Source organism: Bacillus pumilus, assembly GCF_900186955.1.
GTDB lineage: Bacteria > Bacillota > Bacilli > Bacillales > Bacillaceae > Bacillus > Bacillus pumilus.
On record NZ_LT906438.1, the window covers coordinates 2,627,215 to 2,651,168 of the forward strand.

Below are 23,954 nucleotides of genomic sequence, written 5' to 3' on the forward strand. Positions count from 1 at the left end.
TCCTCCTTAAACAGATGATTCATTCTTCGTTGCTTGAAGAGAGGCACTTTTTCTCGCCTTTCTTCCTTTTAACCAATGAACAAGTAAACGAATGGCTGCAAGCATAGCATGTCCAATACGAAAATAAGCTATACATGTAAACTGGGTCTGTGACACATTGTGCTGAAAGGCAGGAATGACTTCATATACCGGTTTATGCTTAAAGGTGAGATGCTCCTGCATAAAGGCAAGTAGTGCTCCTTTCACTGACCATACACCACCAGCTGCTACACCTGTCAAAGCAGCGTCATGAAAGCCGATCCATGTTGACCAGTGAAACGAGACAATCTTTACGTGGATGAAGAATTTACGCATGATCCGGTTTAAATCGACGATCTCTTTTGTGATGCGCTCCATTTGATGAAGGATTTGCTTCATATCACGTTTTCCCACTTTTTTATGTATGGATTCTTTTTCGTGACTAGGGGTTTTGGCGCTCGCCATTTTCTTTTCACGTATATCAATCGTTTGATCCTCTGGATTGACCCTCACCATCGGAATGTCTTTTTTGAGTCTGATGATTCCATATAAGGTGATGATCTTCAGTGCAAGATGATCATCGTCATTTGCATGTGAATAATCCAGTGAAATGGTCACTTTCATGAAGATTAATAAGATTCCAAGGAACAAAAAAGCTGCGATCCAAACGTAAAGCACTGTGCTCACTTCCTTCATAACAAATGATGCTTCCTCTACGATTATGGCTCTCATTCTGGATTTTATACCCAATCATAAAAAAAAGAGTTTGACCGGTACCCGGCCAAACTCCTCTGATTATACGTTTGCTTCTGTTTTTTCATATAGGTGTTCATGGACGACCACCGTATCAGCAAAGTAATCATGAACCCCTTGCTTTTTCGGTGTGAATCCAACAACAGCATAGAGAACAAAGAGCGTATTGATATAGCGTCCTACAATCTCTCTAAAGAAAATGACATCCCATGCCAGCTTCTTCTCAGGCTGAAGTGAGACCACTTTGATTCCAAACACCATTTTCCCAAGTGTTTGCTGAAAGATTTTCGTCATGATGGCGAAATAAAGCAGGAATACAATCGTCGTTGTGACGGAGAATGGAGAAAACCATCCTCCTCCTTTGGACCAGCCGAACAGACTAAAGATTGGAGAAACCGTCAAATGGTTGACACCCCAGACGACGAGCCAATCAAGAATAAACGCCCAAAACCTAATCCAAAAGCCTGCAAACGCCTGTGCTTCAATCACTGCACGTTTCGCAAGAGCCGGATTCGATTCTTCTTGGCTACGGCTTTCGGTTACTTCATCGAATGTAGAATCCATCTATGATCCCTCCTTTATTTTGAATAGAGATACATCGGTTTAGACCCATTTGAGCCAGCCAGTGTTTCTTTTAGATTGAGAAAATCAATTTCACTTTTAAAGAGTTTGCTTGCGCTCATATTGAAGAGAGAGTTCCAGCCAAAGCTTTGAGAATAGCTGACCACTGTCGCTCCTTTTAACCCTTTTTCATTTTTCTTCATTGCTTTGATTGCATCTTCATAATATCCAAGCTCATCGACTAATCCGTTCGATTTCGCCTGTGTTCCGTCATAGACCCGGCCGTCAGCAATTTTCTTCACGTCTTGTTTTGACATGCCGCGTCCTTCAGAGATCACTTTGACAAATCCTTCATACGAGTTATCGACCATGCTTTGCATGATGTCGCGCTCATCTTTCGTCATATCACGATTTGGTGACATGATGTCTTTGAATTTTCCGCTTTTAATTGTTTCGTATTTAATACCTAAATTATCTGCCAGCTTTGAATAGTTCAAGCTTTGCATGATCACTCCTAAAGATCCAGTTAATGTTTCAGGTGAAGCAAAGATTTTCTTGGCTGGCGTTGATACGTAGTAGCCGCCAGAAGCTGCCATAGAGCCCATGGAGACGTAAATCGGCTTCTTCGCTTTTTTCACTTCTTCTAATTTTTTATGTATTTCTGCACTTTCATAGACACCGCCGCCAGGAGAGTTGACGCGTAGCAGTACACCTTTTACTGAAGCATCATCTTTCGCTTTTTCTAATTCCTTGAGGAATGCACGATGATCATAGCCTTCTCCGCCTAATAGACTTGATGCGCCGCCATTATCTTGAATGGTTCCATTAATCTCAAGAACCGCTATTTTTCCAGCACCGCTTCCATCCTCTAGTACCTTCTCTTCTATTTCATCCCCAAATTGATAGCTCATTTTATTGTCATTGAAGCTTTCATACAAAGCCGTCGTGACACTAATCACAATTGAAAATCCGAAAACTCCAAGTGCAATGATTAACGCTACCCATCTTTTCGCATTCATCTTTTTCTCCTCCTTTTTGTCTCTCTTCATTGATACGAATATTCACATGAAATGTTTCACAGGAATTGTGGTTTTTTTACATTTCATTTCATCATATGATAGCACCTCTCTTCTTTCACGATCAACTTTACATCGTCTGCCAAGAGATACGTGTGACGAAAAATTGGCTTTTTTATCCTCTCTCTGCACCTATTAGGCTAGGTCTTCACCACAACAAAACACCTAATCCACTCTTTCATAAGAAAACAGCTATTCAATTATGCTCAAATTCTGCCCTTTTCAAATCCCTTACATTGACTCATTTCTAAAAATGAATGCCACCATCATGAAGGTTTTTCTAATGTTTTTACTTTCATATGAAAAAAGTGTAAAATGTGAGCAAGGCTTCATATGTAAGCCCTTTATTACTCTAAATCTACTTTTGACAACGAAGGGGAGAACGTCAATGACAGACAATCGTCGCAATGTATTTTTCTTTTACAAAAAAGATCATGAATTGGATGGACACATTTCTTCTCTGGAGAAGCTCGCTACCGATCAAGGCTTTCAAGTCGTCAAGCGTGCAGAGGATGCCCATATTATTGCTTCAATTGGCGGAGATGGCACATTTCTTCAAGCAGTCCGCAAAACGAACTTCCGGGATGACTGCTTGTATGTAGGGGTATCAAAAACAGAGAATTCGCATCTATACTGCGATTTTTCATTAGAACATTTTGATAAAATGATTGATGCCATGAACACTGAACAGATTGAAGTGAGAAAATATCCGATCATTGATGTAAGCGTTGACAGTACAAACCAATTCCATTGCTTAAATGAACTGTCGATCCGCTCAAGCATTATTAAAACATTTGTGATCGATGTGTATATAGATGATTTCCACTTTGAAACATTTAGAGGAGACGGAATGATTATTTCTACTCCGACTGGCTCAACAGCCTACAATAAATCGGTAAACGGTGCCGTGGTTGATCCGATGCTCCCTTGTATGCAAGTTACAGAGCTTGCATCGCTAAACAACAACTCGTACCGTACACTGGGCGCTCCTTTCATCTTAAGCAGTGACCGCAAGCTAACGCTGAAGGTTGTGCAGGACGGCAACGACCATCCGATTATCGGGCTTGATAACGAAGCGCTTGGCACAAAACACGTCAAACAAATCGACATCGGCCTTTCAGGAAAAGTCATTAAAACGGTAAAATTAAAAGACAACTCCTACTGGGAAAAAGTAAAACGCAGATTCCTTTAATCAAAAAGCTCCTTTATGGGGCTTTTTTTCATGTCTTTTCATTCACGGTCATGATTATGGTATGATGTCACAAGTATGAATGTACGAAAAGGAGAACACGATGACATTACAACAATTTGATCAATATCCATTAAGCGATGATTTAAAACAAGCGCTAAAAGCACTTCACTTCCATACACCTACACCTGTTCAGCACGAGACATTATCCGTTGCTTTTTCAAGGCAGGATCTGATCGTCAAATCTCAGACTGGCAGTGGCAAGACCGCAGCCTATGGTCTGCCGATTTGTGAAATGGTCGATTGGGCTGAAAATAAACCTCAAGCCCTCATCCTCGTTCCAACGCGAGAACTCGCCATGCAGGTAAAACAGGACCTTACAAGCCTTGGACGATTGAAACGAATTAAAGCCGCAGCCATTTATGGAAAAGCCCCTTTTCAAGCCCAAAAAGTAGAGCTTGCACAAAAAAACCACATTGTGTGCGGAACACCAGGACGAGTCTTGGATCACCTTGAGAAAGGTACTCTTTCCTTAGAAAACCTTAAATTTTTCGTGTTAGATGAAGCGGATGAAATGCTGAACATGGGATTTATTGAGCAAGTTTCTTCTATTATTGAATATCTGCCACCAAAGCGCATGTCAATGCTCTTTTCAGCGACCATGTCAGATGAGATGAAGAAATTAAGTGAACAGTTTTTACAATCACCAAAAGTAATTGAAATTGCACGGGAAGAAACGTCTGTACCACAAATCACCCACACCGTGATTGAAACGGAAGAAGAAGCGAAATTCTCTCTTCTTCAGCGTACGATCGTCATTGAAAATCCAGATAGCTGCATTATTTTCTGTAATACACAGGATCGAGTCAATGAACTCACGATGAAGCTGGATGATTGGGATGTGCCTTGTGACAAAATTCATGGAGGCATGAGACAAGAAGACCGTTTCGCTGTTATGGATGAATTCAAAAACGGTGAATTCCGTTATTTGATCGCAACCGATATAGCAGCCCGGGGCATTGATGTCAGTGACATGACACATGTGATTCATTATGACCTCCCCTATGAAAAAGAGCGCTATATTCACCGAACAGGAAGAACAGGCAGAGCGGGAAAAAGCGGAAAAACCATTGCGTTTATGACGAAAAATGCAAAACCTCTAATTGATGAATTAAAGCAGGAAGCAGGTATTGATTTCAAAACGCAGCCTTATCCAACAAAGGAAGATGCAGAGCAGCATGTAGAAGGCTTTGAAGAAAAGATTGAAACGCCAGTTCAAAAGGAAAATAAACAGGCGGGCGTTGAGAAAGATATTATGAAGCTTTATTTTAACGGCGGGAAGAAAAAAAAGCTGCGGGCCGTTGATTTCGTTGGGACCATTGCCAAAATAGAAGGCGTTGCCTTCGATGACATTGGGATTATTACCATTCAAGATACGAAAACATATGTCGATATTTTAAACGGCAAAGGCCCTCTTGTGCTGAACGCTATGCGCCACACAACCATTAAAGGCAAGCAGTTAAAAGTTCATGAAGCACGTTCATAAAAAAGTAAAGGCGAATCGCCTTTACTTTTTTATTTAAAATAAAATAAGCTTACAAACCCTGATACCATCAGCCTTTCCTGCAATCAACATGACAAATGTCATATCGAATACATGATGGGTGCTACTATGAGCATGACACCTTTCCTTCTATACTTTGAAGTAGAAAGAAACGGAAAGGACTTGAACGTTCATGACGACTTCAACAAACACACAGCAGCAAGCCACTTTAAGAAAACAAGTTGGCCAATTCTCTGGTGCTAATTCGAAAAAAAGTATCATTCAACTCTTTAATACATTCATTCCATTTTTGGGGCTTTGGTTTCTTGCCTATTATAGCCTGAACATCTCCTACCTTTTAACCCTCTTCTTTGCGGTTATTGCAGCTGGTTTTTTAGTACGTGTCTTTATTATTTTTCACGACTGCTGCCACCAATCCTTTTTTAAACAGAAGCCGCTGAATCACCTGTTTGGTTTCATAACGGGTGTACTCACCCTTTTCCCTTATCTTCAATGGCAAAGAGATCATTCAATTCACCATGCCACAAGCAGTAATTTAGACAAACGAGGTACTGGTGACATTTGGCTCCTGACAGTCAAAGAATATCAAGAAGCATCTGCATGGACGAAATTTCGCTACAGATTTTATCGCAATCCTTTTGTCATGTTTATTTTAGGACCGATCTTTGTTTTTCTCTTAAAAAACCGTTTCAACGTCAAAAATGCTCGTAAAAAAGAGCGCTGGAACACGTATTTCACAAACATATCAATTGTTTTATTGGCAGGAGCTACCTATCTTCTTTTTGGCTGGGAAGGTTTGTTACTTGTCCAAGGTCCAATCTTTCTGATTTCTGGATCAATCGGTGTATGGCTGTTTTATGTGCAGCATACGTTTGAGGATTCTTACTTTGAAGCAGATGAGAATTGGAATTATGTGCAAGCAGCTGTAGAAGGCAGTTCTTTTTACAAATTGCCAAAGCTTCTTCAGTGGTTAACAGGTAATATCGGTTATCACCATGTCCATCATTTAAGTCCGAGGGTACCAAATTATCACTTGGAGCATGCACATGAGCATAGTGAGCCGCTTCAAAATGTTCCAACCATCACTTTAAAAACAAGTATCGAGTCAATGAAATTTAGACTTTAGGATGAAGAAACGAAAGCATTCGTTACCTTTAAAGAAGCACGTCAGACGAGAAGCACACCTGTCATCAAAGGAGACATTCTCAAGAAGAATGCATAAACGACGCAAGCTCTTTCTTACAATAGAAGGAGCTTGTTGGTATTTACAGGATGCGATAAAGTGTTCAATTTGATAAAGTAGTGAAAAAGAATGAAAAAATGGAAAAGGTGATTCACGGATGAAAAAACAACTTAAAATTCAAAAATTGCATGGGATATCCCCGTATATATGGGCCATTTTTTTCATCCTTCCCTTTTATTTTATCATTAAGGCTCCTTCGACTTTAGGCATTGTAATCGGCATTATTTTGAACGTTGTCTTTTTCGCTGTCTATCGTTTTGCCTTTATCGCAAAAGGCTGGTCTTTATATGTATTAGGCCTTCTCTTGATTGCGATTTCTACTGGCTATGTCATGCTCTACAGCTACATTTATTTCGCTTTTTGCATCGCCTATTTCAATGGGCATATTAAAAGAAAAGTACCTTTCTATATCTTATACTATATTCATGTCGGGAGCGCCGCCATTGCTGTAAACTTCAGTCTGATCTTAAAAAAGGGCTGGTTTCTCACGCAAATCCCCTTGGTTCTCATTACACTCATTAGTGCCATTCTCCTCCCTCTCAGCATTCGAAGCAGGAAGGAACGTGAACGGCTCGAAGAGAAATTAGAAGATGCCAATGAACGGATCGCTGACCTTGTAAAAATTGAAGAAAGGCAGCGCATTGCACGTGATCTGCATGATACCCTTGGACAAAAGCTTTCCCTCATCGGTTTAAAGAGTGATCTTGCCCGAAAACTGGTTTATAAAGACCCAGAGCAGGCACGCGCCGAACTGAAAAGCATCCAGCAAACAGCCAGAACGTCTCTCAATGAAGTGCGGAAAATTGTTTCCTCCATGAAAGGTATTCGGATCAAGGATGAAATGTCGAACATCGAGCAAATTCTCGAAGCAGCGGGGATTGAATTGATTTATGATGAAAAGGAAGCGCCAAAACACATCTCTCTTCTTAACGAAAACATTGTAAGCATGTGCATCAAAGAGGCCGTGACAAATGTCGTCAAACATAGTGATGCGACCGTTTGCAAAGTCACCATTCATCAAAAATCAAAGGAAGCTATCATCACCGTTGAGGATGACGGGACATTTAAAGGCGATGATCCACTCTCTCCAATGAAGGGGCATGGCCTTTTAGGAATTAGAGAAAGATTGGAATTTGCAAATGGGCGCCTGCGTATTGAGACAAAGGACGGAACAAAGCTGATCATGAGCATTCCAAATGATTCAGCAGCAAAAGACAAGGAGGGGATGAAATGATCAACATCTTTATCGCAGAAGATCAGCAAATGCTGCTCGGTGCGCTCGGTTCACTTCTTGATTTAGAAGACGATATGACGGTTGTTGGAAAAGGTACGAACGGTCAGGACGCCATCGATTTTGCCAAAAAACACCCTGTTGATATTTGCTTAATGGATATTGAAATGCCAGGAAAAACGGGACTTGATGCAGCGGAAGAGCTCAAAGGAACAGATGTAAAAATCATTATTTTAACGACCTTTGCCCGCTCTGGTTATTTCCAAAGGGCGCTCAAAGCTGGCGTCAGCGGCTATATGCTGAAAGATAGTCCAAGTGAAGATCTGGCAAGTGCCATTCGCAGTGTGATGAAAGGGAAAAAGGTGTACGCCCCTGAATTAATGGAAGACTTATATAGTGACGAAAACCCTTTAACAGAACGAGAGAAATCAGTCCTTGAACTCGTCGCAGACGGCAAAAACACAAAAGAAATTGCGAAGGAGCTCAGCATTAAAAGCGGCACGGTCCGAAACTACATTTCCATTATTTTAGATAAGCTAGAAGTGAAAAACCGCATTGAAGCCATTACACGCTCAAAAGAAAAAGGCTGGTTTAAATAAGAAAAAAGATCAGGACACATGCTGCCTTGATCTTTTTTTCTACCAAAAATCTCCCCTCCTATTTTTTATCACCAACTATCAAAATGTAATTGACAACAGACCGCACTTCTATGATATGATATCCAAGTGATAATAATTATCATTATCACTCATACAATCAAATACCCGGCTAATGTGCCGATTTCAAAGGAGTCTACATTCATGAAGAAAATATTGTTCCCTCTGATGCTCATCTTTGTACTTGCATTGAGCGCATGTGGCAATAGCAGCAGCTCTTCCTCAAATAAAGGAAATCAATCAACATCATCAGACAAAATTACATATGAATCTGAAAATGGCCCTGTGAAGCTGCCAGCGCACCCAAAACGTGTCGTTGTACTCGGTTCCTACACAGGTAATGTTATGTCACTTGGTGTGAACCTGGTCGGCGTCGACTCTTGGTCAAAAAAGAACCCTCGCTTCCAAAAGGAATTAAAAAATGTGGAAGAAGTGTCAGATGCCAATGTCGAAAAAATCATGAAGCTAAAGCCTGATGTCATCATTGGCTTAAGCAATACAAAAAATGTAGAAAAACTAAAAAAAATTGCACCAACCGTCTTGTTTACGTATAACAAAGTCGATTACCTACAGCAGCATATTGAAATTGGAAAAGTATTAAACAAAGAAAAAGAAGCCAAAGCATGGGTAAAAGATTTTAAAGAACGCGCAGCTGAAGCTGGAAAAGAAATTAAAGCAAAAATCGGCGAGGATGCGACGGTTTCTGTGTTTGAAAGTGGCACAAAAGATCTTTACGTGTTCGGAGATGCATGGGGCCGGGGCACAGAAATTCTTTACCAAGCAATGAAACTAAAAATGCCTGAAAAAGTGAAAGAAAAAGCATTAAAGGCTGGCTACTATGCGGTTTCACAAGAAGTTATTCCTGAATTTGCTGGAGACTATATGATCATTAGTAAAAACAGCGAAATGGACAATTCCTATCAAAACAGTGAAATTTACAAGTCCATACCAGCTGTGAAAAAACATCGTGTGTATGTGGCAAATGCAGAAGAATTCTATTTTAATGATCCGCTCACACTCGAGTATCAACTATCATTCTTTAAAAAGCACTTTTTAGGTAAATAAACTGAAGCAAGGGAGCCCTTCCCTTGCTTTTTTCTTATCTGCTTCTAGCGGCAGCATCTTTTTTCCGCTACAATGACATACAAGCGAATACAAAAAGTGTGGTGCTGGTTTTGTTTAAAATTTTACTCATTGAGGATGATACAACCCTCTTCCAAGAAATCAAAGAACGTTTAGTGAATTGGTCCTATGATGTTTATGGGATTCACGATTTTCAACAGGTGATGCAGGAATTCACTTCTGTTCAGCCTGATCTCGTCATTATCGATATACAGCTCCCAAAATACGATGGCTTTCATTGGTGCCGGATGATTCGGCATCATTCAAATGTACCAATCATCTTCCTCTCCTCACGTGACCATCCTGCTGATATGGTCATGTCAATGCAGCTCGGTGCCGATGATTTTGTACAAAAGCCCTTTCACTTTGACGTGCTTATTGCCAAAGTCAGTGCCGTTCTTCGCCGCGTGCATGATTATAATGCAGAACCGGCTAGCCTAAAGGTATGGTGCGGCGCTACGATTGATCTAGAAAAAAACACCGTCACAAATGATCACGGTGAAGTTGAATTAACGAAAAATGAACTGTTTATTCTCAAGGAATTGATCCAGCATAAAAATCATATTGTCAGCCGGGAATCACTCATTCAAGCACTGTGGGAGGATGAACGGTTTGTCAGTGACAATACACTTACTGTGAACGTCAATCGCCTTAGAAAAAAACTAGATGAGATCTCCCTTGGCACCTACATTGAAACAAAAGTGGGCCAAGGCTATCTTGCAAAGGAAAAGGATGATCAATGATGCTGCACGCATTTTTAAAAGAACGAAGAAGCTGGATTCTGTTCTTTCTTAGTTTGCAGTTCCTTATTCTGTTTGTTGCTTATTTGGATACGACCATTCCAATGGCATCTCTTTTTTATATTGTGTTATTATCTACGTTTTTCATGATCGTCTTTCTCTTTTTCCGATACCGTAAAGAAACGGCGTATTATGAGCGGCTGAAAGAATGGGATGATCATATTGATCATCAAATGCGGCTCACGCCATCTTCCCCATTTGAACAGCTTGTACATGATGCGACGTCTGAGCAAATTGCCCGCTACCGAAAAATGGCAGCAGAACAGCAAATTGCCCTTGAAGAAGAGAAGGATGAATTACTCTCATGGATACATGAAGTGAAGACACCTCTCACAGCGATGCACTTGATGATTGACCGCTTAACAGAGCAGCCGCTGAAATCAAATATGACGTACGAATGGCTCAGAATTCATTTATTACTCGATGCCCAGCTGCATCAAAGCAGAATACGTCATATCGAAAATGATTTATTTATTGAACAGCTGGACCTGCAAAGCATCATAGCGAAGGAAATCAAAGCGCTCCAATCATGGTGCATGCAAAAAGGGATCGGCTTTGAACTCACGCTAGAAGAACGTCACGTATTAAGTGATACAAAATGGTTATCCTTTATGATCAGACAGGTACTCACAAATGCAGTCAAGTACAGCCAATCGTCCGATATTGCCATTGAAAGCAAGAAAATGGATGAACAAGTGTTGCTGACGATTACAGATCAAGGCAGAGGAATTGACCCAAGAGACCTTCCGCGTATTTTTGAAAAAGGCTTTACCTCAACTAGACATCACAATGACACAGCCTCAACAGGAATGGGACTCTATTTAACAAAAAAAGGAGCAGACGCTCTTCATATCAAGATCGAGGTCAACTCCACGATAGATCAAGGCACAACCTTCACCTTCATCTTTCCGAAAAAGAATGATTTTGTGCATATTGCGAGCATGTGACAAAACAGACGAATCAAAATCTCTTCGCATCTGGCTCCCAAGCTAGTGCGAAGAGATTTCATTCTTTTATTTAAGAAATGCTCTCTGCCTCTTGACGCACAATATCTCCCACCTTTCTACGTCTATAAATACTTAAAATCATCCCAACAGCCATCAATTCAAGCAGAATATGAGAACCGCCATAGCTCATGAAAGGCATGGACAATCCAGAAAAAGGCAGAAATCCGAAATTAGTAACAATGCTTAAAATCAATTTTGCTGCAAACACAGCTGCAAAACCTGTCATCAGCATTTTTCCATAAGCCATTTTTACGCGTTTTGTTGTATGAAAGATTCGGTAAATAAAAATGACAAACAACATAAGTACAACGACTCCTGCTAGCCAGCCAAATGAAAAAATGATATATGTAAACATCCAATCAGTGTGAACCTCGGACATTGCAGAAGGAATGATTTGAAGTCCGTTTGAACTAAATTGATGAACTGTGTAAAGTTGTCTACCTGCTTGAAAAAGAGAAAACATTTCAAACATTAGATATATACCGCCTGCTGCTGCCAGCGGAATGATTTGCCTTAAACTAGCACTAGACACACACATCATCGTTAAACACATGACAAAACAGATAACGGTCGCAGGAAGAAAACCAATCGCACTGATTAGAATAACTGGTAAAGCCATAATCCCTACTCCAAGCCAAGCTTTGAGACCATTCTCCCAATTCCAAGAGTGAAAGATACCTGCTAAAGAAACAGCCACAAGAAATGGTACGACCTCCGTCAAATTGATTGAGATATCGCTTAATCTTAAAAACAGAACACCGTTTACTCTTATGCCAAAAATCATCGTCAGAAGCACCATTCCAAGCGTCCCTATATATAAATGCCAGGAGTATTTCAATAAGCGCCGATAATCGAAGGAAAATAAAACAAACATAAGCACTAGTCCAACTAAATAAAAGGCGAGACTTTTATAAAAAATATTCATGTCTTGTAGATTTGTAAACCCCGAATGAAACTGCAAAAAGTACATGATAAGCAGTCCAAAAGAACAAGCGGCTAATACAAGAAGAAACATTTTAAGATCCATTTCGGTTTTATGTGTTTCATGAAGCTGCGCTCCAAGAATGGTCGCATCCCCAATTTGCTCTAGCGCTTGATCCACCGCCTCTTCTTCAGACATCCCAGCATTCATCGCTTCCTCTTTTAGCGTGTATAGATGATCCATAAGTTCAAGCTTGATTTCCGAATGGACATCTTTATTTTTGACTCGTTTACATACATTCTTCATATATTTTTCAAACTTTTTTTCTAATCCCATGCGATTTTCACTCCGTTCAACACGCCATCGACTGCATTTTTGAAAACATCCCATTCTTCTTTCTTTTCCTGCATAAATGCTTTTCCTTGTTCATTTATTTTGTAATATTTTCTTTTCCGATTGCCATTCCCTTCGCCCCAGTAAGAGATAATGAATTCTTTCCCCTCCAAGTTGTGCAAAATCGGATAGATTGTTCCTTCTTTAAAGCTGAAAATACCTTCAGACTTCTCCTCCAATGCTTTGATCATTTCATATCCATACATTGGCTTTTCATTTAACAAGCTTAAAATCAGGGTAGCTGTACTTCCCTTTAAAAGCTCTTTACTTACTTTCATTCCTGATCACTCCCAATACATAGATTTACTATGCATATATTTGATATGCATATCTTACATGAATAAAATGACCATGTAAAGCTCCAAAACGTCATAATACCAAGAAAAATCCAAGAAGATTGATACATAAGAATGAAAAACAGATAAAATGAATGTGTGATGATCAGAAACAAACTTAAACAAAACATATGAACCGTTTAAAAAAACAAGCATGTGACAACAATGTCACATGCTCGTCTGTTTTGTTCGCCAAATCGAAGGAAGTCCGGCGGGCTTCTTTTTATACTAGAGATACCAATTAAATAGAAAAGGGGATCGACAAATGAACATTTTAGAAGCTCGCAAAATATATAAAAGCTACGGAAATAAATTCAACAAACAAGAGGTGCTGAGTGGCATTGATTTGACCATTGAAGCCGGAGAATTTGTCAGTATTATGGGGCCATCAGGCTCGGGGAAAACAACCCTTCTGAACGTATTGTCCTCTATTGATCATGTGTCCAGCGGATCCATTCGTATCGCAGATGTTGAGATGACACAAATGAAAGATCAGCAGCTCGCAGAATTCAGAAAAAAGCAGCTTGGCTTTGTTTTTCAGGATTATAACTTACTTGATACACTCACGGTCAAAGAGAACATCCTCTTGCCATTATCCATCTCCAAAACGCCGAAGAAAGAAGCTTTCGAACGTTTTCAACAGCTTGCGGAGGACATGGGCATCTATGAACTAAGAGACAAATACCCAAATGAACTCTCTGGTGGACAAAAACAGCGGACATCAGCGGTTCGTGCCTTCATTCATGAGCCAAGTCTGATTTTCGCAGATGAACCTACTGGAGCGCTTGATTCCAAATCTGCATCTGATTTACTCAATAAACTGCAAGATTTCAATCGAAAACGAAAAGCGACCATTGTCATGGTGACACATGATCCTGTCGCAGCCAGCTATTCAAGACGCGTCATTTTTATCAAGGACGGACAGATTTATACTCAGTTGAATAAAGGTGCTTTAGAGAGAAAGATGTTTTTCGAGGATATTATGAAAACGCAAGGTGTTTTAGGCGGTGTGAAGCATGAACATTAATCAGCTCATTCTCCGTAACCTGAAGAAAAATTTGAAGAATTACTATTTATATGTGTTTGCTCTCGTGTTTAGTGTGGCGCTCTACTTTTCCTTTGTCACCTTGCAGTACTCACCAGCACTTGATGATGTAAAAGGGTCCATTAAAGGCGGTGCGTCGATTAAAGCCGCTTCGGTGCTGCTTATTGCCATCGTTGGGATCTTCCTGTTATATGCGAACAGCATTTTTATTAAACGCCGAGGGAAAGAAATAGGTCTCTTGCAACTCATTGGCATGACGAAACAAAAAATTGCCAAACTGCTCAATGCAGAAAATTTTATCCTCTACGTGTTCTCAATGGCTGTTGGCATCATAGCTGGATTTATTGGTTCAAAGCTCATGCTGATGGTGTTATTTAAAGTAACCGGCGTGAACGCCATCGCCAACCTGCATTTTTCAGGCATGGCCCTTTTGCAGACACTTATCGTCTTTTTCATCATCTATGGATTAATTATGCTAAGAAATAGACGGTTTATTAGTAAACAGACAATTTTATCTTTGTTTCGAACCACGTCTTCTACAGAGCAGCGTGTGAAAAAGATCTCTGTGTTTGAAATCATCATTGGGGTTTTCGGTATTGTCTTGATCAGCTCAGGCTATTATATTTCTTCTAAGCTTTTTACAGGCTCATATACGTCTATGTTTGAGTTACTTTTAGCCATGATTTATATTCTAGCCTCTGTCATCATCGGTACTTTTCTTTTTTACAAAGGCTCTGTTTCTTTCATTGCCAATATCGTACGTAAAAGAAAAAATGGCTATCTCGCCATTCATGAAGTCCTGTCTTTGTCATCTATTATGTTCCGATTAAAATCAAATGCACTGCTTTTAACGATTATTACAACCGTATCTGCTCTTGCCATCGGGTTGTTATCTTTAAGCTACATTTCCTATTACTCAGCAGAAAAAACGGCTGAACAACAGATTCCATCACATTTTGTCATGGGCTCAGAGAAAGAAGCCGATACCTTCGCTCGTGCACTTTCTGACAAACATATTGCATATGAAAAAAAGCAGTTCAAGGTCATTCAAGCGGATTTTGACGCAAAGAAGATCATGGATTCGGAATTAGAAAGTTTGAAGAAGGATCCAGGAGTCTTGACACTGTCTGTGATCAGTGAGAAAAATGCACCTAATATTCATGTGGAGAACAACGAAGTCATTTTAAGCGGCTACAGTGATTTATTGAAGAAATTCATGCCGATTCAAAGCTCAGGTGATGTGAAACTTCTTATCAAGAAACCGCTTGATTTAAAAGTCATTGATATGAAGAAAGATTACATCATCTCTTACAAGTTCACTTTTGGCGGTCTGCCTGTTGCCGTCGTAAGTCAAAGTGTTTTTGAACAACTTGACCAGCAGAAAGATCCTAAACTTCAGCTTGAGAATAACCAATATAACGCAATCAATATAAAAGATGATCAAAATCTTGAACAAGCCAATGATGTGTTTACATCTTTAAAACTAAGTGACAACAGCATGTCTCAATTAGCTTCAGCTCAGCAGCAAAAGCAAACAATGGGACTGATGATGTTTGTGGTTGGATTTTTAGGTTTAAGCTTCCTTGTCACATCAGGCTGTATTTTATACTTTAAACAAATGAATGAAAGTGAAGAGGAACAAAGCTCCTACACGATCTTGCGTAAGCTTGGTTTTACTGAGAAGGATCTATTAAAAGGCATCCGGCTTAAACAGCTGTTTAACTTCGGGATTCCGCTCATCGTCGGATTGCTGCACAGCTACTTTGCTGTACAATCAGGCTGGTTTTTATTCGGCGGAGAATTGTGGACTCCAATGCTCATCGTCATGTCGATTTACACTGCCTTATATTCTGTCTTCGGATTCCTGTCTGTCCAATATTATAAAAAGGTCATCAAAGAATCCTTGTAATCAATTCCCCATAGGCATCGCCTATGGGGGTATTTTATTTACGAAGGTGTCGATTCAAACTTGTGTGATAAAATATGGTCTCTTGCTGCATAAGCTTTTCGTTTGACCTCTTCTAGGTTTACACCGACTAGCTTTCCGTTTTGTTTCACTGCTTTTCCAGCCACATAAACAGAATCAACATTTGAAGGATGTGCCGTTTGGACAACCGCTCCAGCTGGATCTGACATCGGAAGGAGATTCATGCTTGTCCGATCGAGCAGAATGAAATCAGCTTCTTTCCCAGGTGTAAGTGACCCAATTTTATGATCGAGCTGTAATGCACGAGCACCATTGATCGTCGCAGCCTCAAGCATTTGATAAGCAGACAGCCCAAGTTCAGGCCCCGGCATGATCCCATCCATTAACAACGATTGATTTTGGATCGCGCGCTCTGCTTGAAGACCGAATTTCATTTGGGCAAACAAATCTCCCCCTGTCGCAGTCACTACGTCTACACCGAGCGTTGGAAGAACACCTTGTTCAATCGCAAGTCCTGTGACAGGATAACCGTGACCCATCATCATTTCAATTTCAGGTGTAATGGATATGGAGCTTCCGCTGTCTGCCAGCATCTTCATTTGATCCGCATCGATGGCATTGATATGCACCATGTTCAAATCCGGTCCGAGTAACCCTGCTTTGTGAAGCCGCTCAATCGATCGATCCTCCGCTCCCCAATTCCCAAAGCCGATGTGCATACTGCATAGAGCATCTAGAGACCGGGCTGTTTCAATTTCAAATACTGACGTCTCCCATGAAGAAAACTCTGGGCCACGAATCGCTAGTCCCATTGTTAAAAGCTGATCTGATGATTGAAAATGCGCTTTTTTCACACGTGCTGCGTCCTCCATATTGGTGAGCGTACTCTCCCTATCCCAATACTCAGCATCTCCAGAGGAACCGAAAGCAAAAACAGCTCGAATGCCCGCATCCTTTAATCCTCCGATGAGCTCTTCTGTATGATCCATTGAATTGATCATCGTCCAGTCTAAACATGTGGTCACTCCGGCATCTAATGCCTCTAATGCCCCTAAATAATTTGCGATTCGATCATCGGATGGGCGTCTCATCGCACCATAGTTTCCATAATAGATTTTGCTCAAATATGTCTGCAACGACCAATCTGTGCCTATGCCTCTGATGACAGACTGCCACACATGACGATGTGTATCCACAAGCCCTGGCATGATCACCATATCGGACGCATCGACAATGTCAGCATCATTTGCTTCAATGAAAGGTCCGACCTCTAAAATGTGTGTCCCTTCAATTAATAAATCTCCCTTTTCTAAAAAACCTAAAGTTGGATCAAGAGTTAAAAGCGCTGCATCTTTAAACAATGTTTTCTTCATCCATATCCCCCTTTTCAAATGACGAGGAAGAGTTCTCCCACCCTCACTGTTATTTTAAAACATAAAAGGATCGAATTAGAAGAAAAGTGAATTCGCTAACTGTTTTATGAGCTGATTTTTCTGAAATAGTTGTAGATACGTTTTAATTTGACCTCATGTTTTCCTTTTGGGCTTTCCATCATGCCGAACTCAAAGAACTTCACAGGTTTGATTCCGACATAGTGTAAAAGGGCTCGTTTCATTAAGATCTTGTGTGCATTTTGCAAAAAGAACAAAGGGTAGTTGGTTGGCCCTTGCATCGTCGATACACAAACAGCACTTTTTCCTTTTAACAGTCCTTCTGGAAACAGCCCGCCTGTTTGACGATAAGCAAAATTCGCAGCAAACATGCGGTCAATAAAGCCAAGCAGCATGGCTGGAGGTCTTCCCCACCAAATAGGATATACGAACACGATTTTGTCCGCCCATTTGATCTTCTCCTGATACATCCGAATGTCAGGGTCTTTATGCATGTCACGCCTTTTTTTCTCTTTATTAAAAATCAGCACAGGATCAAATTCTTCTTTGTATAAATCGATGATTTTCACTTCATGAACTAGTGGATTTTCTTCACTGCCTTTCATAATTTCTTTTAAAAAAGCACCATTTAAACTATTGTGATGGGGGTGAGTATAAATAATGAGTACATTCATGTATGATCTCCTTTTATTATCATTTGATAACCAAATGATATACCTCCGTTAAATAGTTGTCAAATGATAATTGTTTTTTGATAATAATTTTGGTATGTTACGTAGGAGGTGATAAACATGAAACATCCCCATTTCTTCAAGGAATTCGTAGCATTTGCTTCTACTTTTTCAGAACTAAAACATGACCTGATGAACAAAGTCAAACCAGCTAACTTAACGACCTTACAATACTTAATACTAGAGCAACTAGCTGTCAGCGAGCCGCTTACGCCTAGTGAAATTGCCGACTGTCAGCACATGTCTCTTCCGAATGTCAGCAGAGAACTTAAAAAACTGCACGAGAAACAATTCATTGATAGAGAAGAAGACCGTGATGACAAACGAAAACATGTCATTATGCTGTCTGACAAAGGCCGTGCCTGTATGAACGAAGCCTTTCAGCATATCGAAGGGATGCTATTAGACAGCCTAACTTCCTCGGATATAGAACAAATGGATGATATCGTACAAGCTTTCCGTCTTTTAAATCAAACGATTTTCAAAAAATAACCTAAAAAGGCATGAGCGATACGCTCATGCAAAGGTGGCTAAACGTCAAAATACAAAAAAGCGCGGGCTCTCATCTACCCAAACGCTTCTCGCTTTTTTCTCTATGTACTTTTATACAATCAATTGATAGGCAATGTATAACGCGACAAGCCAGATCATGACCGCTGAAGCTTTATTGATACGGTTCATCCACTTACCGTTTGTATCTAACTTCCCTAGCATTTTCCCTAAAAGAGCGAGCCCAATAAACCATAACCAGGACACGATGATACAAGCGAGTGTAAATGCCCATTTTTCTGCCCCGTTATATTGAAGCGAATTTGTTCCAATCACACCAATGGTATCGAGAATGGCGTGGGGATTTAAAAGTGAAACTGAACAGGCAAAGACAATTTGTTTTCTCGCAGGCATGAATTCCTGCTTCTCTTTAGCATCTGTTGATGAGCTTGTGTTCCACACGGACCATCCCATATAAACTACAAAACAAAACCCAATGATATAAAGACACATTTGCAGTACAGGAATGGTGAACACCACAACAGAAACACCAATGACAGCTAATGCAATTAATAGTGTATCACAAAGAGCGGCAGTGATAACGACAGGTAAAGCCTGATATAATCGCGGCTGAAGCGCTCCTTGCTGAAACACAAATACATTTTGTGCGCCCAATGGTAAGATGAGGCCAAAAGCAAGCACGATTCCATGAATGATGGCAATGAACATCTTCTAACATTCTCCTTTTCCAGCAATTTCTTCACATTTTAACATAAAACATCATGATCGCTTCCAGCAGATTTGATTTTCCATAAAAAAAGCGCTGGATGCTTTCATCCAAACGCTTTTCGTTTATTCATCAAGATCCTTTTCGTGCAAGTTCTCTTTCTCTCAGCTCGACACGGCGAATTTTCGCTGACGGTGTTTTTGGCAGCTCGTCGATGAATTCGATTTCTCTTGGGTATTTGTAAGGTGCTGTTGTGTTTTTCACATGCGTTTGCAGCTCTTTGATTAGCTCGTCACTTTGTGCAGTTCCATCACGTAGGACGACATATGCTTTGACGATTGATCCTCTGATTTCATCAGGGCTAGCCACAACCGCACATTCTTTGACTGCTGCGTGTTTGATCAGTGCATCTTCTACTTCAAACGGTCCAATGGTATAGCCTGAGCTGACGATGATATCATCTCTACGGCTTTCAAACCAGAAGTACCCATCTTCGTCTTTTTTCGCGCGGTCACCCGTAATAAAGTAATTCCCGCGGCGCTGCGCCTTTGTACGCTCTTCATCTTTGTAGTATTCCTTAAATAAAGCCGGCGTTTCAAGATGAACCGCAATATCACCAATTTCTCCAGGAGCGCATACGCTGCCGTCCTCATCAATGATCTCGACTTCGTTTCCAGGTGTTGGTTTTCCCATACTGCCTGGCTTGATGTCCATTCCTTTTAGAACCCCTACGAGCAGTGTGCTTTCTGTTTGGCCATAGCCATCTCGTACTTCTATATCGAAATGCTTTTTGAATGTATCAATGACTTCACGGTTCAGTGGCTCTCCCGCAGAAACGGCACTATGCAATTTTGGAAGCTCGTACTGACTTAAGTCATCTACTTTCGCCATAAATCGGTATTCTGTCGGCGTACAGCATAGGACATTGATTTCATTTTTTTGAAGCAGCTCTAAGTATGTATTTGGATTGAATTTCCCTCCGTATACAAAGCCTTCTGCTCCACTTCCTAACACAGATAAGAGTGGGCTCCACACCCATTTTTGCCAGCCTGGTCCTGCTGTCGCCCACACTTTATCTCCTTCATTAATGGAGAGCCATGCTTTGGCAGCGGTGCGTAAATGTGCATATGCCCAGCCATGTGTATGAACAACCCCTTTTGGGTTGCCTGTTGTACCAGATGTATAGGATAAGAACGCCATGTCTGTGCGTGTTGTTGGAGCCATTGGAAGCTCGCTTGATTGGTGATCCTTTTCCGCAAGAATATTTGTCCAGCCATGATCGTTTTCACCGATTGAGAATGTTTTAAAATCGTTTGGCTGATTGGTTCCATCGAACGATTGAATGAATGAAGAGTAAACAATCGCTCCCTTTGCTTCTGCATGTTCAATTCGGTAATCTAAATCTTTTGCACGCAGCATTTCTGAACAAGGAATGACGACCATTCCTGTTTTCAAGATCGCTAAATAAATGCTGTATGCCTCTAGCATGCGCGGCACCATCACAATGATTTTATCGCCTTTTTTAAAGCCTGCATTTAATAATACATGACCAATTTTATTTGCTTCTTCCACTAAAGATGCATACGTCACATGTGCTTCGTAGCCATTTCCATCCTGCCAGTGCAGGGCCTTTTTCTCCTTGTCATGACTGAACGCTTCAATCTCACTGACTAAGTTATATTGTTCTGGTGCAATTAAGTCTTCTCTTTTCATGGTACAGCTCCTTTTAGCCTCTTTCTATGAAACGAAACATGTTTCAATTTACCTATTCTAACATTCATAACTGAAAAATGCTTGAATTAGGACTACTCCTAGTATTATGCCATAATTTTTTCATTCCGTCTTCTTTTTTGTAAATATTCAAACTATTTTTATGTACAAAAAGAAAAGAGCGGGAATGATCCCGCTCCTAAGCCATAGCTTTTTAATTGTGTGTCTTAGAAAGATCCGCCACCCATATGTTGTTGAGCGTAAGATACAAGACGTTTAGTGATTTCTCCACCAACTGATCCGTTAGCGCGAGCTGTTGTTTCTGGTCCAAGGTTTACACCAAATTCTGAAGCGATTTCATACTTCATTTGGTCGATCGCTTGTGCAGCGCCTGGAACGACTAATTGATTAGAACTGCTTTGTCTGTTTTGTTGAGCCATGTGTTCTCACCTCCTTGTGAATATAGAATGTGTAGAAACACATGACTTCATGCGATCGATTTTATGGTAATTATTATGAAATTTTTATTTTAGAATAAATCAGCGAATTCGTCAGCCGCTTTCTTCTCATTTGTGACGATAATCGTTTCGATTTGATCCACTGCCTCATCAAGCATTGGCTCGAAATCAGCAAAGCTTTCGTAGCGTTCTACTTTCTCAAGCTTTGGTTTTGTTTTAGGAGACGGCGGCGTAAAGATCGTACAGCAGTCCTCGAAAGGCTGAATGCTTGTCTCGTAAGTGCCAATTCGTCTCGCTTCTTCAATAATGTCATTCTTATCAACCGCAATAAGCGGGCGAATGATTGGTGTATTGGTTACATGGTTAATGGCATACATGCTTTCAAGTGTCTGACTTGCGACTTGTCCAAGGCTTTCACCGGTAATAATCGCAAGAGCATCACGCTTCTCTCTTATTTTATCTGCGATTTTCAGCATCATTCTTCTTGTTGATGTCATCGTATAGTTTTCAGGTACTTGTTTGTGAATCAGCTCTTGAATTTTTGTGAAAGGTACGATGTGAAGCTTCACTTCGCCCCCATATGCAGCTAAGCATTCTGTAAGATCAATGACCTTTTGCTTGGCACGTTCACTTGTATATGGGGGACTAAAGAAATGGACGGCCTCAATTTGAATTCCGCGTTTCATCGCTTGGTAGCCGGCAACTGGGCTGTCAAAGCCGCCTGAAAGCATGAGCATCGCTCTTCCGCTTGAACCCACTGGCAGTCCGCCTGCACCCTTGACATCTTTAAATGTAATGTATGTCGCATGTTCTCTTATTTCAATGCGCAAATGTACATCCGGCTGTTTGACATTGACCGTTAAGTTTTCCGTATTCTTCAGCACATGTCCGCCAATTTCCCGGTTCATTTCATTTGAATCAAGTTCAAATTGCTTATAAGAGCGTTTCGTTGAGACCTTAAATGTATCTCCTTGTTCATATACTTCCTGTACCGCTGTGAGTGCCGCTTCTTTGATGGCATCGAGATTTGTCTCACATTTCACCGCCAGACTAAAGCTCTGAATGCCAAATACACCTTTAAGCTGTTCTGAAATCGGTTCAGGGTCTTCACCGTTCAGCATGATCGTGATGCGGTCTCTGTCAGATGCATACTTTAATGCTTCAAAGTCTTTTAATACAAACCGGATATGTTGCCTTAGTTTTTCAATAAATTTCTTTCTATTTTTTCCTTTTGTTGAAATTTCACCAAAACGGACTAAAATATGATCATATTTCATGCTGTTATCTCATTCCTTTTAATTTTTTCACACTTTGTGCGATCGATGTGATGATTTGCGGCGCTAGTTCGGGTCCTTGTCCATACGTCAAACTGATTCTCATACTGCTTTTTGCCACTTCTTCCGGCCTCCCCATCGCTAGGAGAACTTGGCTTGGCTCTTTTTTCTTGGCTGAACAGGCAGATGTTGTAGAAACATACATGCCTTCTTTTTCAAGCATATGAAGAAGGACCTCAATTTGAATACCTGGTACTGAAAAATTCACAATGTGCGGCGCACTTTGCGTCAGCGGTGTGTTGATGACAATACCTTCTATTTCTCCAAGCTGCTTTTGCAGCTGCGTTTTTAAGTTTAACATTTCATCATGATGTTTTTTTTGCAGCTCGAATGATTGTTTCATGGCTTTTGCTAAGCTGACAGCACCAGCAGGGTTTTCGGTACCTGAACGTAGGCCTAATTCCTGCTCTCCTCCTGTGATAAAAGGGGCAAGCACTACACCTTTCTTTGAAAAGAGCGCTCCTGTGCCTTTTAAGCCATGAATTTTATGGCCAGATATCGTCAAAAGATCCACATCCAGTTGTTTATTAAGTGCTACTCTGCACATTCCCTGCACCCCGTCGACATGAAATAGGGCATTTTCAGCATGCTCACGAATCATGCCAGCAGCTTCTTCAATTGGCTGGGTGGCACCCGTTTCGTTATTGACGTGCATCATGCTGACAAGCACTGTATCAGGGCGAAGCACTTCTTTTAAATGATTCATATCTGCATGGCCATGCTCATTTACTTGAATATAGGAGATGTCAAAACCAAATAAAGCCTTCAGCTGTTCAAACGATTCGATGACAGACGGGTGTTCAATTGCTGTTGTCACAATATGTTTCCCCCGATTCATTTTGGCGAGAGCTGCTCCTTTAATGGCGATGTTATTTGCTTCTGTTGCACCAGAAGTAAAAATAACCTCATATTGTTTCAAACCTGTATAGTGAAGGATTTGTTTTCTCGTTTCACTTAGCAAGCGGCTCGCATCAATTCCAAGCTGATGTAGCGAAGACGGATTCCCAAAAAAACGTTCACTCACTTGCTGATATACTTGTAAAACCTCAGGGTACGGTTTTGTTGTTGCACTATTATCGAGATAAATCATACTTGGACTCCTTACAAAAAGCTTTAAAAATAAATGCATTTATATGTTACCATAATGAAGTCAGACAGAGAATTTTCTGAAAATGGCAGTTGACAACTTTTCATTTTCACTATATCATGCATAGTGCAATTGGCACATAAACACCTAAATTGTCAGAATATTTAAATTTAGCACATTACATT

The 23,954-nt window shown here is 40.6% G+C and carries 22 protein-coding genes and 1 pseudogene; 11 read left to right on the forward strand and 12 right to left on the reverse strand.

What is annotated here, in order from left to right; all coding sequences use genetic code 11:
* Positions 1–6 precede the first annotated feature (6 nt).
* From CKW02_RS13495 to sppA, 3 genes are all read right to left on the reverse strand, one after another.
* Positions 7–714, reverse strand: a complete 708-nt coding sequence (locus CKW02_RS13495; protein ID WP_003216463.1) for a DUF2953 domain-containing protein — start codon at positions 712–714, stop codon at positions 7–9.
* Between the two features lie 99 nt (positions 715–813).
* Positions 814–1,335 carry an RDD family protein gene (locus tag CKW02_RS13500; RefSeq protein ID WP_003216326.1) on the reverse strand — a complete coding sequence of 174 codons (522 nt, stop codon included), beginning with the start codon at positions 1,333–1,335 and terminating at the stop codon, positions 814–816.
* Positions 1,336–1,349: 14 nt separating this feature from the next.
* Positions 1,350–2,351: a signal peptide peptidase SppA gene (gene sppA / locus CKW02_RS13505; protein WP_003216629.1), complete on the reverse strand. Its 1,002-nt coding sequence runs from the start codon at positions 2,349–2,351 to the stop codon at positions 1,350–1,352.
* A 445-nt stretch (positions 2,352–2,796) separates the two neighbouring features.
* Between sppA and CKW02_RS13510 the strand changes: the two genes are divergently transcribed.
* The 8 genes and pseudogenes from CKW02_RS13510 to CKW02_RS13545 all read left to right on the forward strand — a co-directional run bounded on the left by CKW02_RS13510 (position 2,797) and on the right by CKW02_RS13545 (position 11,160).
* Positions 2,797–3,600 carry an NAD kinase gene (locus CKW02_RS13510; RefSeq protein ID WP_003216672.1) on the forward strand — a complete coding sequence of 268 codons (804 nt, stop codon included), beginning with the start codon at positions 2,797–2,799 and terminating at the stop codon, positions 3,598–3,600.
* Between the two features lie 100 nt (positions 3,601–3,700).
* Positions 3,701–5,143: a DEAD/DEAH box helicase gene (locus CKW02_RS13515; protein WP_003216216.1), complete on the forward strand. Its 1,443-nt coding sequence runs from the start codon at positions 3,701–3,703 to the stop codon at positions 5,141–5,143.
* 190 nt (positions 5,144–5,333) lie between these two features.
* Positions 5,334–6,383 (forward strand): annotated as a pseudogene (desA, locus tag CKW02_RS13520) (Delta(5) desaturase DesA).
* Between the two features lie 118 nt (positions 6,384–6,501).
* A complete protein-coding gene (locus tag CKW02_RS13525) occupies positions 6,502–7,638 on the forward strand; it encodes a sensor histidine kinase (RefSeq protein WP_003216252.1) in 1,137 nt (378 codons plus the stop codon).
* Complete coding sequence (locus CKW02_RS13530) at positions 7,635–8,234, forward strand: response regulator transcription factor (RefSeq protein WP_003216398.1); 600 nt, start codon at positions 7,635–7,637, stop codon at positions 8,232–8,234. The genes CKW02_RS13525 and CKW02_RS13530 overlap by 4 nt, the downstream gene beginning before the upstream one ends.
* A 201-nt stretch (positions 8,235–8,435) precedes the next feature.
* Positions 8,436–9,356, forward strand: coding sequence for an iron-hydroxamate ABC transporter substrate-binding protein (locus tag CKW02_RS13535; protein ID WP_003216500.1), 921 nt, complete (start codon positions 8,436–8,438; stop codon positions 9,354–9,356).
* Positions 9,357–9,466: 110 nt separating this feature from the next.
* Positions 9,467–10,156 carry a response regulator transcription factor gene (locus CKW02_RS13540; protein ID WP_148660152.1) on the forward strand — a complete coding sequence of 230 codons (690 nt, stop codon included), beginning with the start codon at positions 9,467–9,469 and terminating at the stop codon, positions 10,154–10,156.
* Positions 10,156–11,160, forward strand: coding sequence for a sensor histidine kinase (locus tag CKW02_RS13545; protein WP_034620622.1), 1,005 nt, complete (start codon positions 10,156–10,158; stop codon positions 11,158–11,160). Before CKW02_RS13540 ends, CKW02_RS13545 begins: the two co-directional genes overlap by 1 nt.
* 70 nt (positions 11,161–11,230) lie before the next feature.
* On the opposite strand, the gene CKW02_RS13550 is transcribed toward CKW02_RS13545, so the two are convergent.
* Both CKW02_RS13550 and CKW02_RS13555 read right to left on the reverse strand, forming a co-directional pair.
* Positions 11,231–12,478 carry an FtsW/RodA/SpoVE family cell cycle protein gene (locus tag CKW02_RS13550; RefSeq protein ID WP_003216717.1) on the reverse strand — a complete coding sequence of 416 codons (1,248 nt, stop codon included), beginning with the start codon at positions 12,476–12,478 and terminating at the stop codon, positions 11,231–11,233.
* Positions 12,469–12,813: a PadR family transcriptional regulator gene (locus CKW02_RS13555; RefSeq protein ID WP_003216467.1), complete on the reverse strand. Its 345-nt coding sequence runs from the start codon at positions 12,811–12,813 to the stop codon at positions 12,469–12,471. The genes CKW02_RS13550 and CKW02_RS13555 overlap by 10 nt, the downstream gene beginning before the upstream one ends.
* 322 nt (positions 12,814–13,135) lie before the next feature.
* On the opposite strand from CKW02_RS13555, the gene CKW02_RS13560 reads away from it, so the two are divergent.
* On the forward strand, positions 13,136–13,897 hold the full coding sequence (locus CKW02_RS13560) for an ABC transporter ATP-binding protein (RefSeq protein WP_003216695.1): 762 nt from the start codon (positions 13,136–13,138) through the stop codon (positions 13,895–13,897).
* Positions 13,887–15,824 (forward strand): ABC transporter permease, encoded by a 1,938-nt coding sequence (locus CKW02_RS13565; protein ID WP_003216529.1) that lies wholly within the window; start codon positions 13,887–13,889, stop codon positions 15,822–15,824. Before CKW02_RS13560 ends, CKW02_RS13565 begins: the two co-directional genes overlap by 11 nt.
* A 38-nt stretch (positions 15,825–15,862) precedes the next feature.
* Here the strand turns inward: CKW02_RS13565 and CKW02_RS13570 are convergent, their stop codons facing one another.
* Positions 15,863–17,215: an amidohydrolase family protein gene (locus CKW02_RS13570; protein WP_003216575.1), complete on the reverse strand. Its 1,353-nt coding sequence runs from the start codon at positions 17,213–17,215 to the stop codon at positions 15,863–15,865.
* 104 nt (positions 17,216–17,319) lie between these two features.
* Positions 17,320–17,907, reverse strand: coding sequence for an NAD(P)H-dependent oxidoreductase (locus tag CKW02_RS13575; RefSeq protein ID WP_003216455.1), 588 nt, complete (start codon positions 17,905–17,907; stop codon positions 17,320–17,322).
* Positions 17,908–18,024: 117 nt separating this feature from the next.
* Here CKW02_RS13575 and CKW02_RS13580 point away from each other — a divergent pair, with 117 nt between their 5' ends.
* Positions 18,025–18,456, forward strand: a complete 432-nt coding sequence (locus tag CKW02_RS13580; RefSeq protein ID WP_034620625.1) for a MarR family winged helix-turn-helix transcriptional regulator — start codon at positions 18,025–18,027, stop codon at positions 18,454–18,456.
* A 111-nt stretch (positions 18,457–18,567) separates the two neighbouring features.
* On the opposite strand, the gene CKW02_RS13585 is transcribed toward CKW02_RS13580, so the two are convergent.
* The 5 genes from CKW02_RS13585 to CKW02_RS13605 all read right to left on the reverse strand — a co-directional run bounded on the left by CKW02_RS13585 (position 18,568) and on the right by CKW02_RS13605 (position 23,772).
* Positions 18,568–19,182, reverse strand: a complete 615-nt coding sequence (locus tag CKW02_RS13585; protein ID WP_003216509.1) for a LysE/ArgO family amino acid transporter — start codon at positions 19,180–19,182, stop codon at positions 18,568–18,570.
* Positions 19,183–19,312: 130 nt separating this feature from the next.
* Positions 19,313–20,893 (reverse strand): acyl-CoA synthetase MbcS, encoded by a 1,581-nt coding sequence (gene mbcS / locus CKW02_RS13590; RefSeq protein ID WP_003216281.1) that lies wholly within the window; start codon positions 20,891–20,893, stop codon positions 19,313–19,315.
* Between the two features lie 224 nt (positions 20,894–21,117).
* Positions 21,118–21,330: an alpha/beta-type small acid-soluble spore protein gene (locus CKW02_RS13595; RefSeq protein WP_003216385.1), complete on the reverse strand. Its 213-nt coding sequence runs from the start codon at positions 21,328–21,330 to the stop codon at positions 21,118–21,120.
* Between the two features lie 89 nt (positions 21,331–21,419).
* Complete coding sequence (gene thiI / locus CKW02_RS13600) at positions 21,420–22,625, reverse strand: tRNA uracil 4-sulfurtransferase ThiI (protein WP_003216538.1); 1,206 nt, start codon at positions 22,623–22,625, stop codon at positions 21,420–21,422.
* Between the two features lie 4 nt (positions 22,626–22,629).
* Positions 22,630–23,772 carry a cysteine desulfurase family protein gene (locus tag CKW02_RS13605; protein WP_003216333.1) on the reverse strand — a complete coding sequence of 381 codons (1,143 nt, stop codon included), beginning with the start codon at positions 23,770–23,772 and terminating at the stop codon, positions 22,630–22,632.
* Positions 23,773–23,954: the final 182 nt, after the last annotated feature.

Excerpts from the sequence above, each read along its gene's own strand:
- CKW02_RS13580 (WP_034620625.1), top strand. The coding sequence starts at position 18,025 with ATGAAACATCCCCATTTCTTCAAGGAATTCGTAGCATTTGCTTCTACT.
- CKW02_RS13495 (WP_003216463.1), bottom strand. The coding sequence starts at position 714 with ATGAAGGAAGTGAGCACAGTGCTTTACGTTTGGATCGCAGCTTTTTTG.
- CKW02_RS13555 (WP_003216467.1), bottom strand. The coding sequence starts at position 12,813 with ATGAAAGTAAGTAAAGAGCTTTTAAAGGGAAGTACAGCTACCCTGATT.
- mbcS (WP_003216281.1), bottom strand. The coding sequence starts at position 20,893 with ATGAAAAGAGAAGACTTAATTGCACCAGAACAATATAACTTAGTCAGT.
- CKW02_RS13575 (WP_003216455.1), bottom strand. The coding sequence starts at position 17,907 with ATGAATGTACTCATTATTTATACTCACCCCCATCACAATAGTTTAAAT.
- CKW02_RS13570 (WP_003216575.1), bottom strand. The coding sequence starts at position 17,215 with ATGAAGAAAACATTGTTTAAAGATGCAGCGCTTTTAACTCTTGATCCA.
- thiI (WP_003216538.1), bottom strand. The coding sequence starts at position 22,625 with ATGAAATATGATCATATTTTAGTCCGTTTTGGTGAAATTTCAACAAAA.
- CKW02_RS13585 (WP_003216509.1), bottom strand. The coding sequence starts at position 19,182 with ATGTTCATTGCCATCATTCATGGAATCGTGCTTGCTTTTGGCCTCATC.
- CKW02_RS13545 (WP_034620622.1), top strand. The coding sequence starts at position 10,156 with ATGCTGCACGCATTTTTAAAAGAACGAAGAAGCTGGATTCTGTTCTTT.
- CKW02_RS13550 (WP_003216717.1), bottom strand. The coding sequence starts at position 12,478 with ATGGGATTAGAAAAAAAGTTTGAAAAATATATGAAGAATGTATGTAAA.
- CKW02_RS13510 (WP_003216672.1), top strand. The coding sequence starts at position 2,797 with ATGACAGACAATCGTCGCAATGTATTTTTCTTTTACAAAAAAGATCAT.
- CKW02_RS13605 (WP_003216333.1), bottom strand. The coding sequence starts at position 23,772 with ATGATTTATCTCGATAATAGTGCAACAACAAAACCGTACCCTGAGGTT.
- sppA (WP_003216629.1), bottom strand. The coding sequence starts at position 2,351 with ATGAATGCGAAAAGATGGGTAGCGTTAATCATTGCACTTGGAGTTTTC.
- CKW02_RS13595 (WP_003216385.1), bottom strand. The coding sequence starts at position 21,330 with ATGGCTCAACAAAACAGACAAAGCAGTTCTAATCAATTAGTCGTTCCA.
- CKW02_RS13535 (WP_003216500.1), top strand. The coding sequence starts at position 8,436 with ATGAAGAAAATATTGTTCCCTCTGATGCTCATCTTTGTACTTGCATTG.
- CKW02_RS13500 (WP_003216326.1), bottom strand. The coding sequence starts at position 1,335 with ATGGATTCTACATTCGATGAAGTAACCGAAAGCCGTAGCCAAGAAGAA.
- CKW02_RS13525 (WP_003216252.1), top strand. The coding sequence starts at position 6,502 with ATGAAAAAACAACTTAAAATTCAAAAATTGCATGGGATATCCCCGTAT.
- CKW02_RS13565 (WP_003216529.1), top strand. The coding sequence starts at position 13,887 with ATGAACATTAATCAGCTCATTCTCCGTAACCTGAAGAAAAATTTGAAG.
- CKW02_RS13515 (WP_003216216.1), top strand. The coding sequence starts at position 3,701 with ATGACATTACAACAATTTGATCAATATCCATTAAGCGATGATTTAAAA.
- CKW02_RS13530 (WP_003216398.1), top strand. The coding sequence starts at position 7,635 with ATGATCAACATCTTTATCGCAGAAGATCAGCAAATGCTGCTCGGTGCG.
- CKW02_RS13560 (WP_003216695.1), top strand. The coding sequence starts at position 13,136 with ATGAACATTTTAGAAGCTCGCAAAATATATAAAAGCTACGGAAATAAA.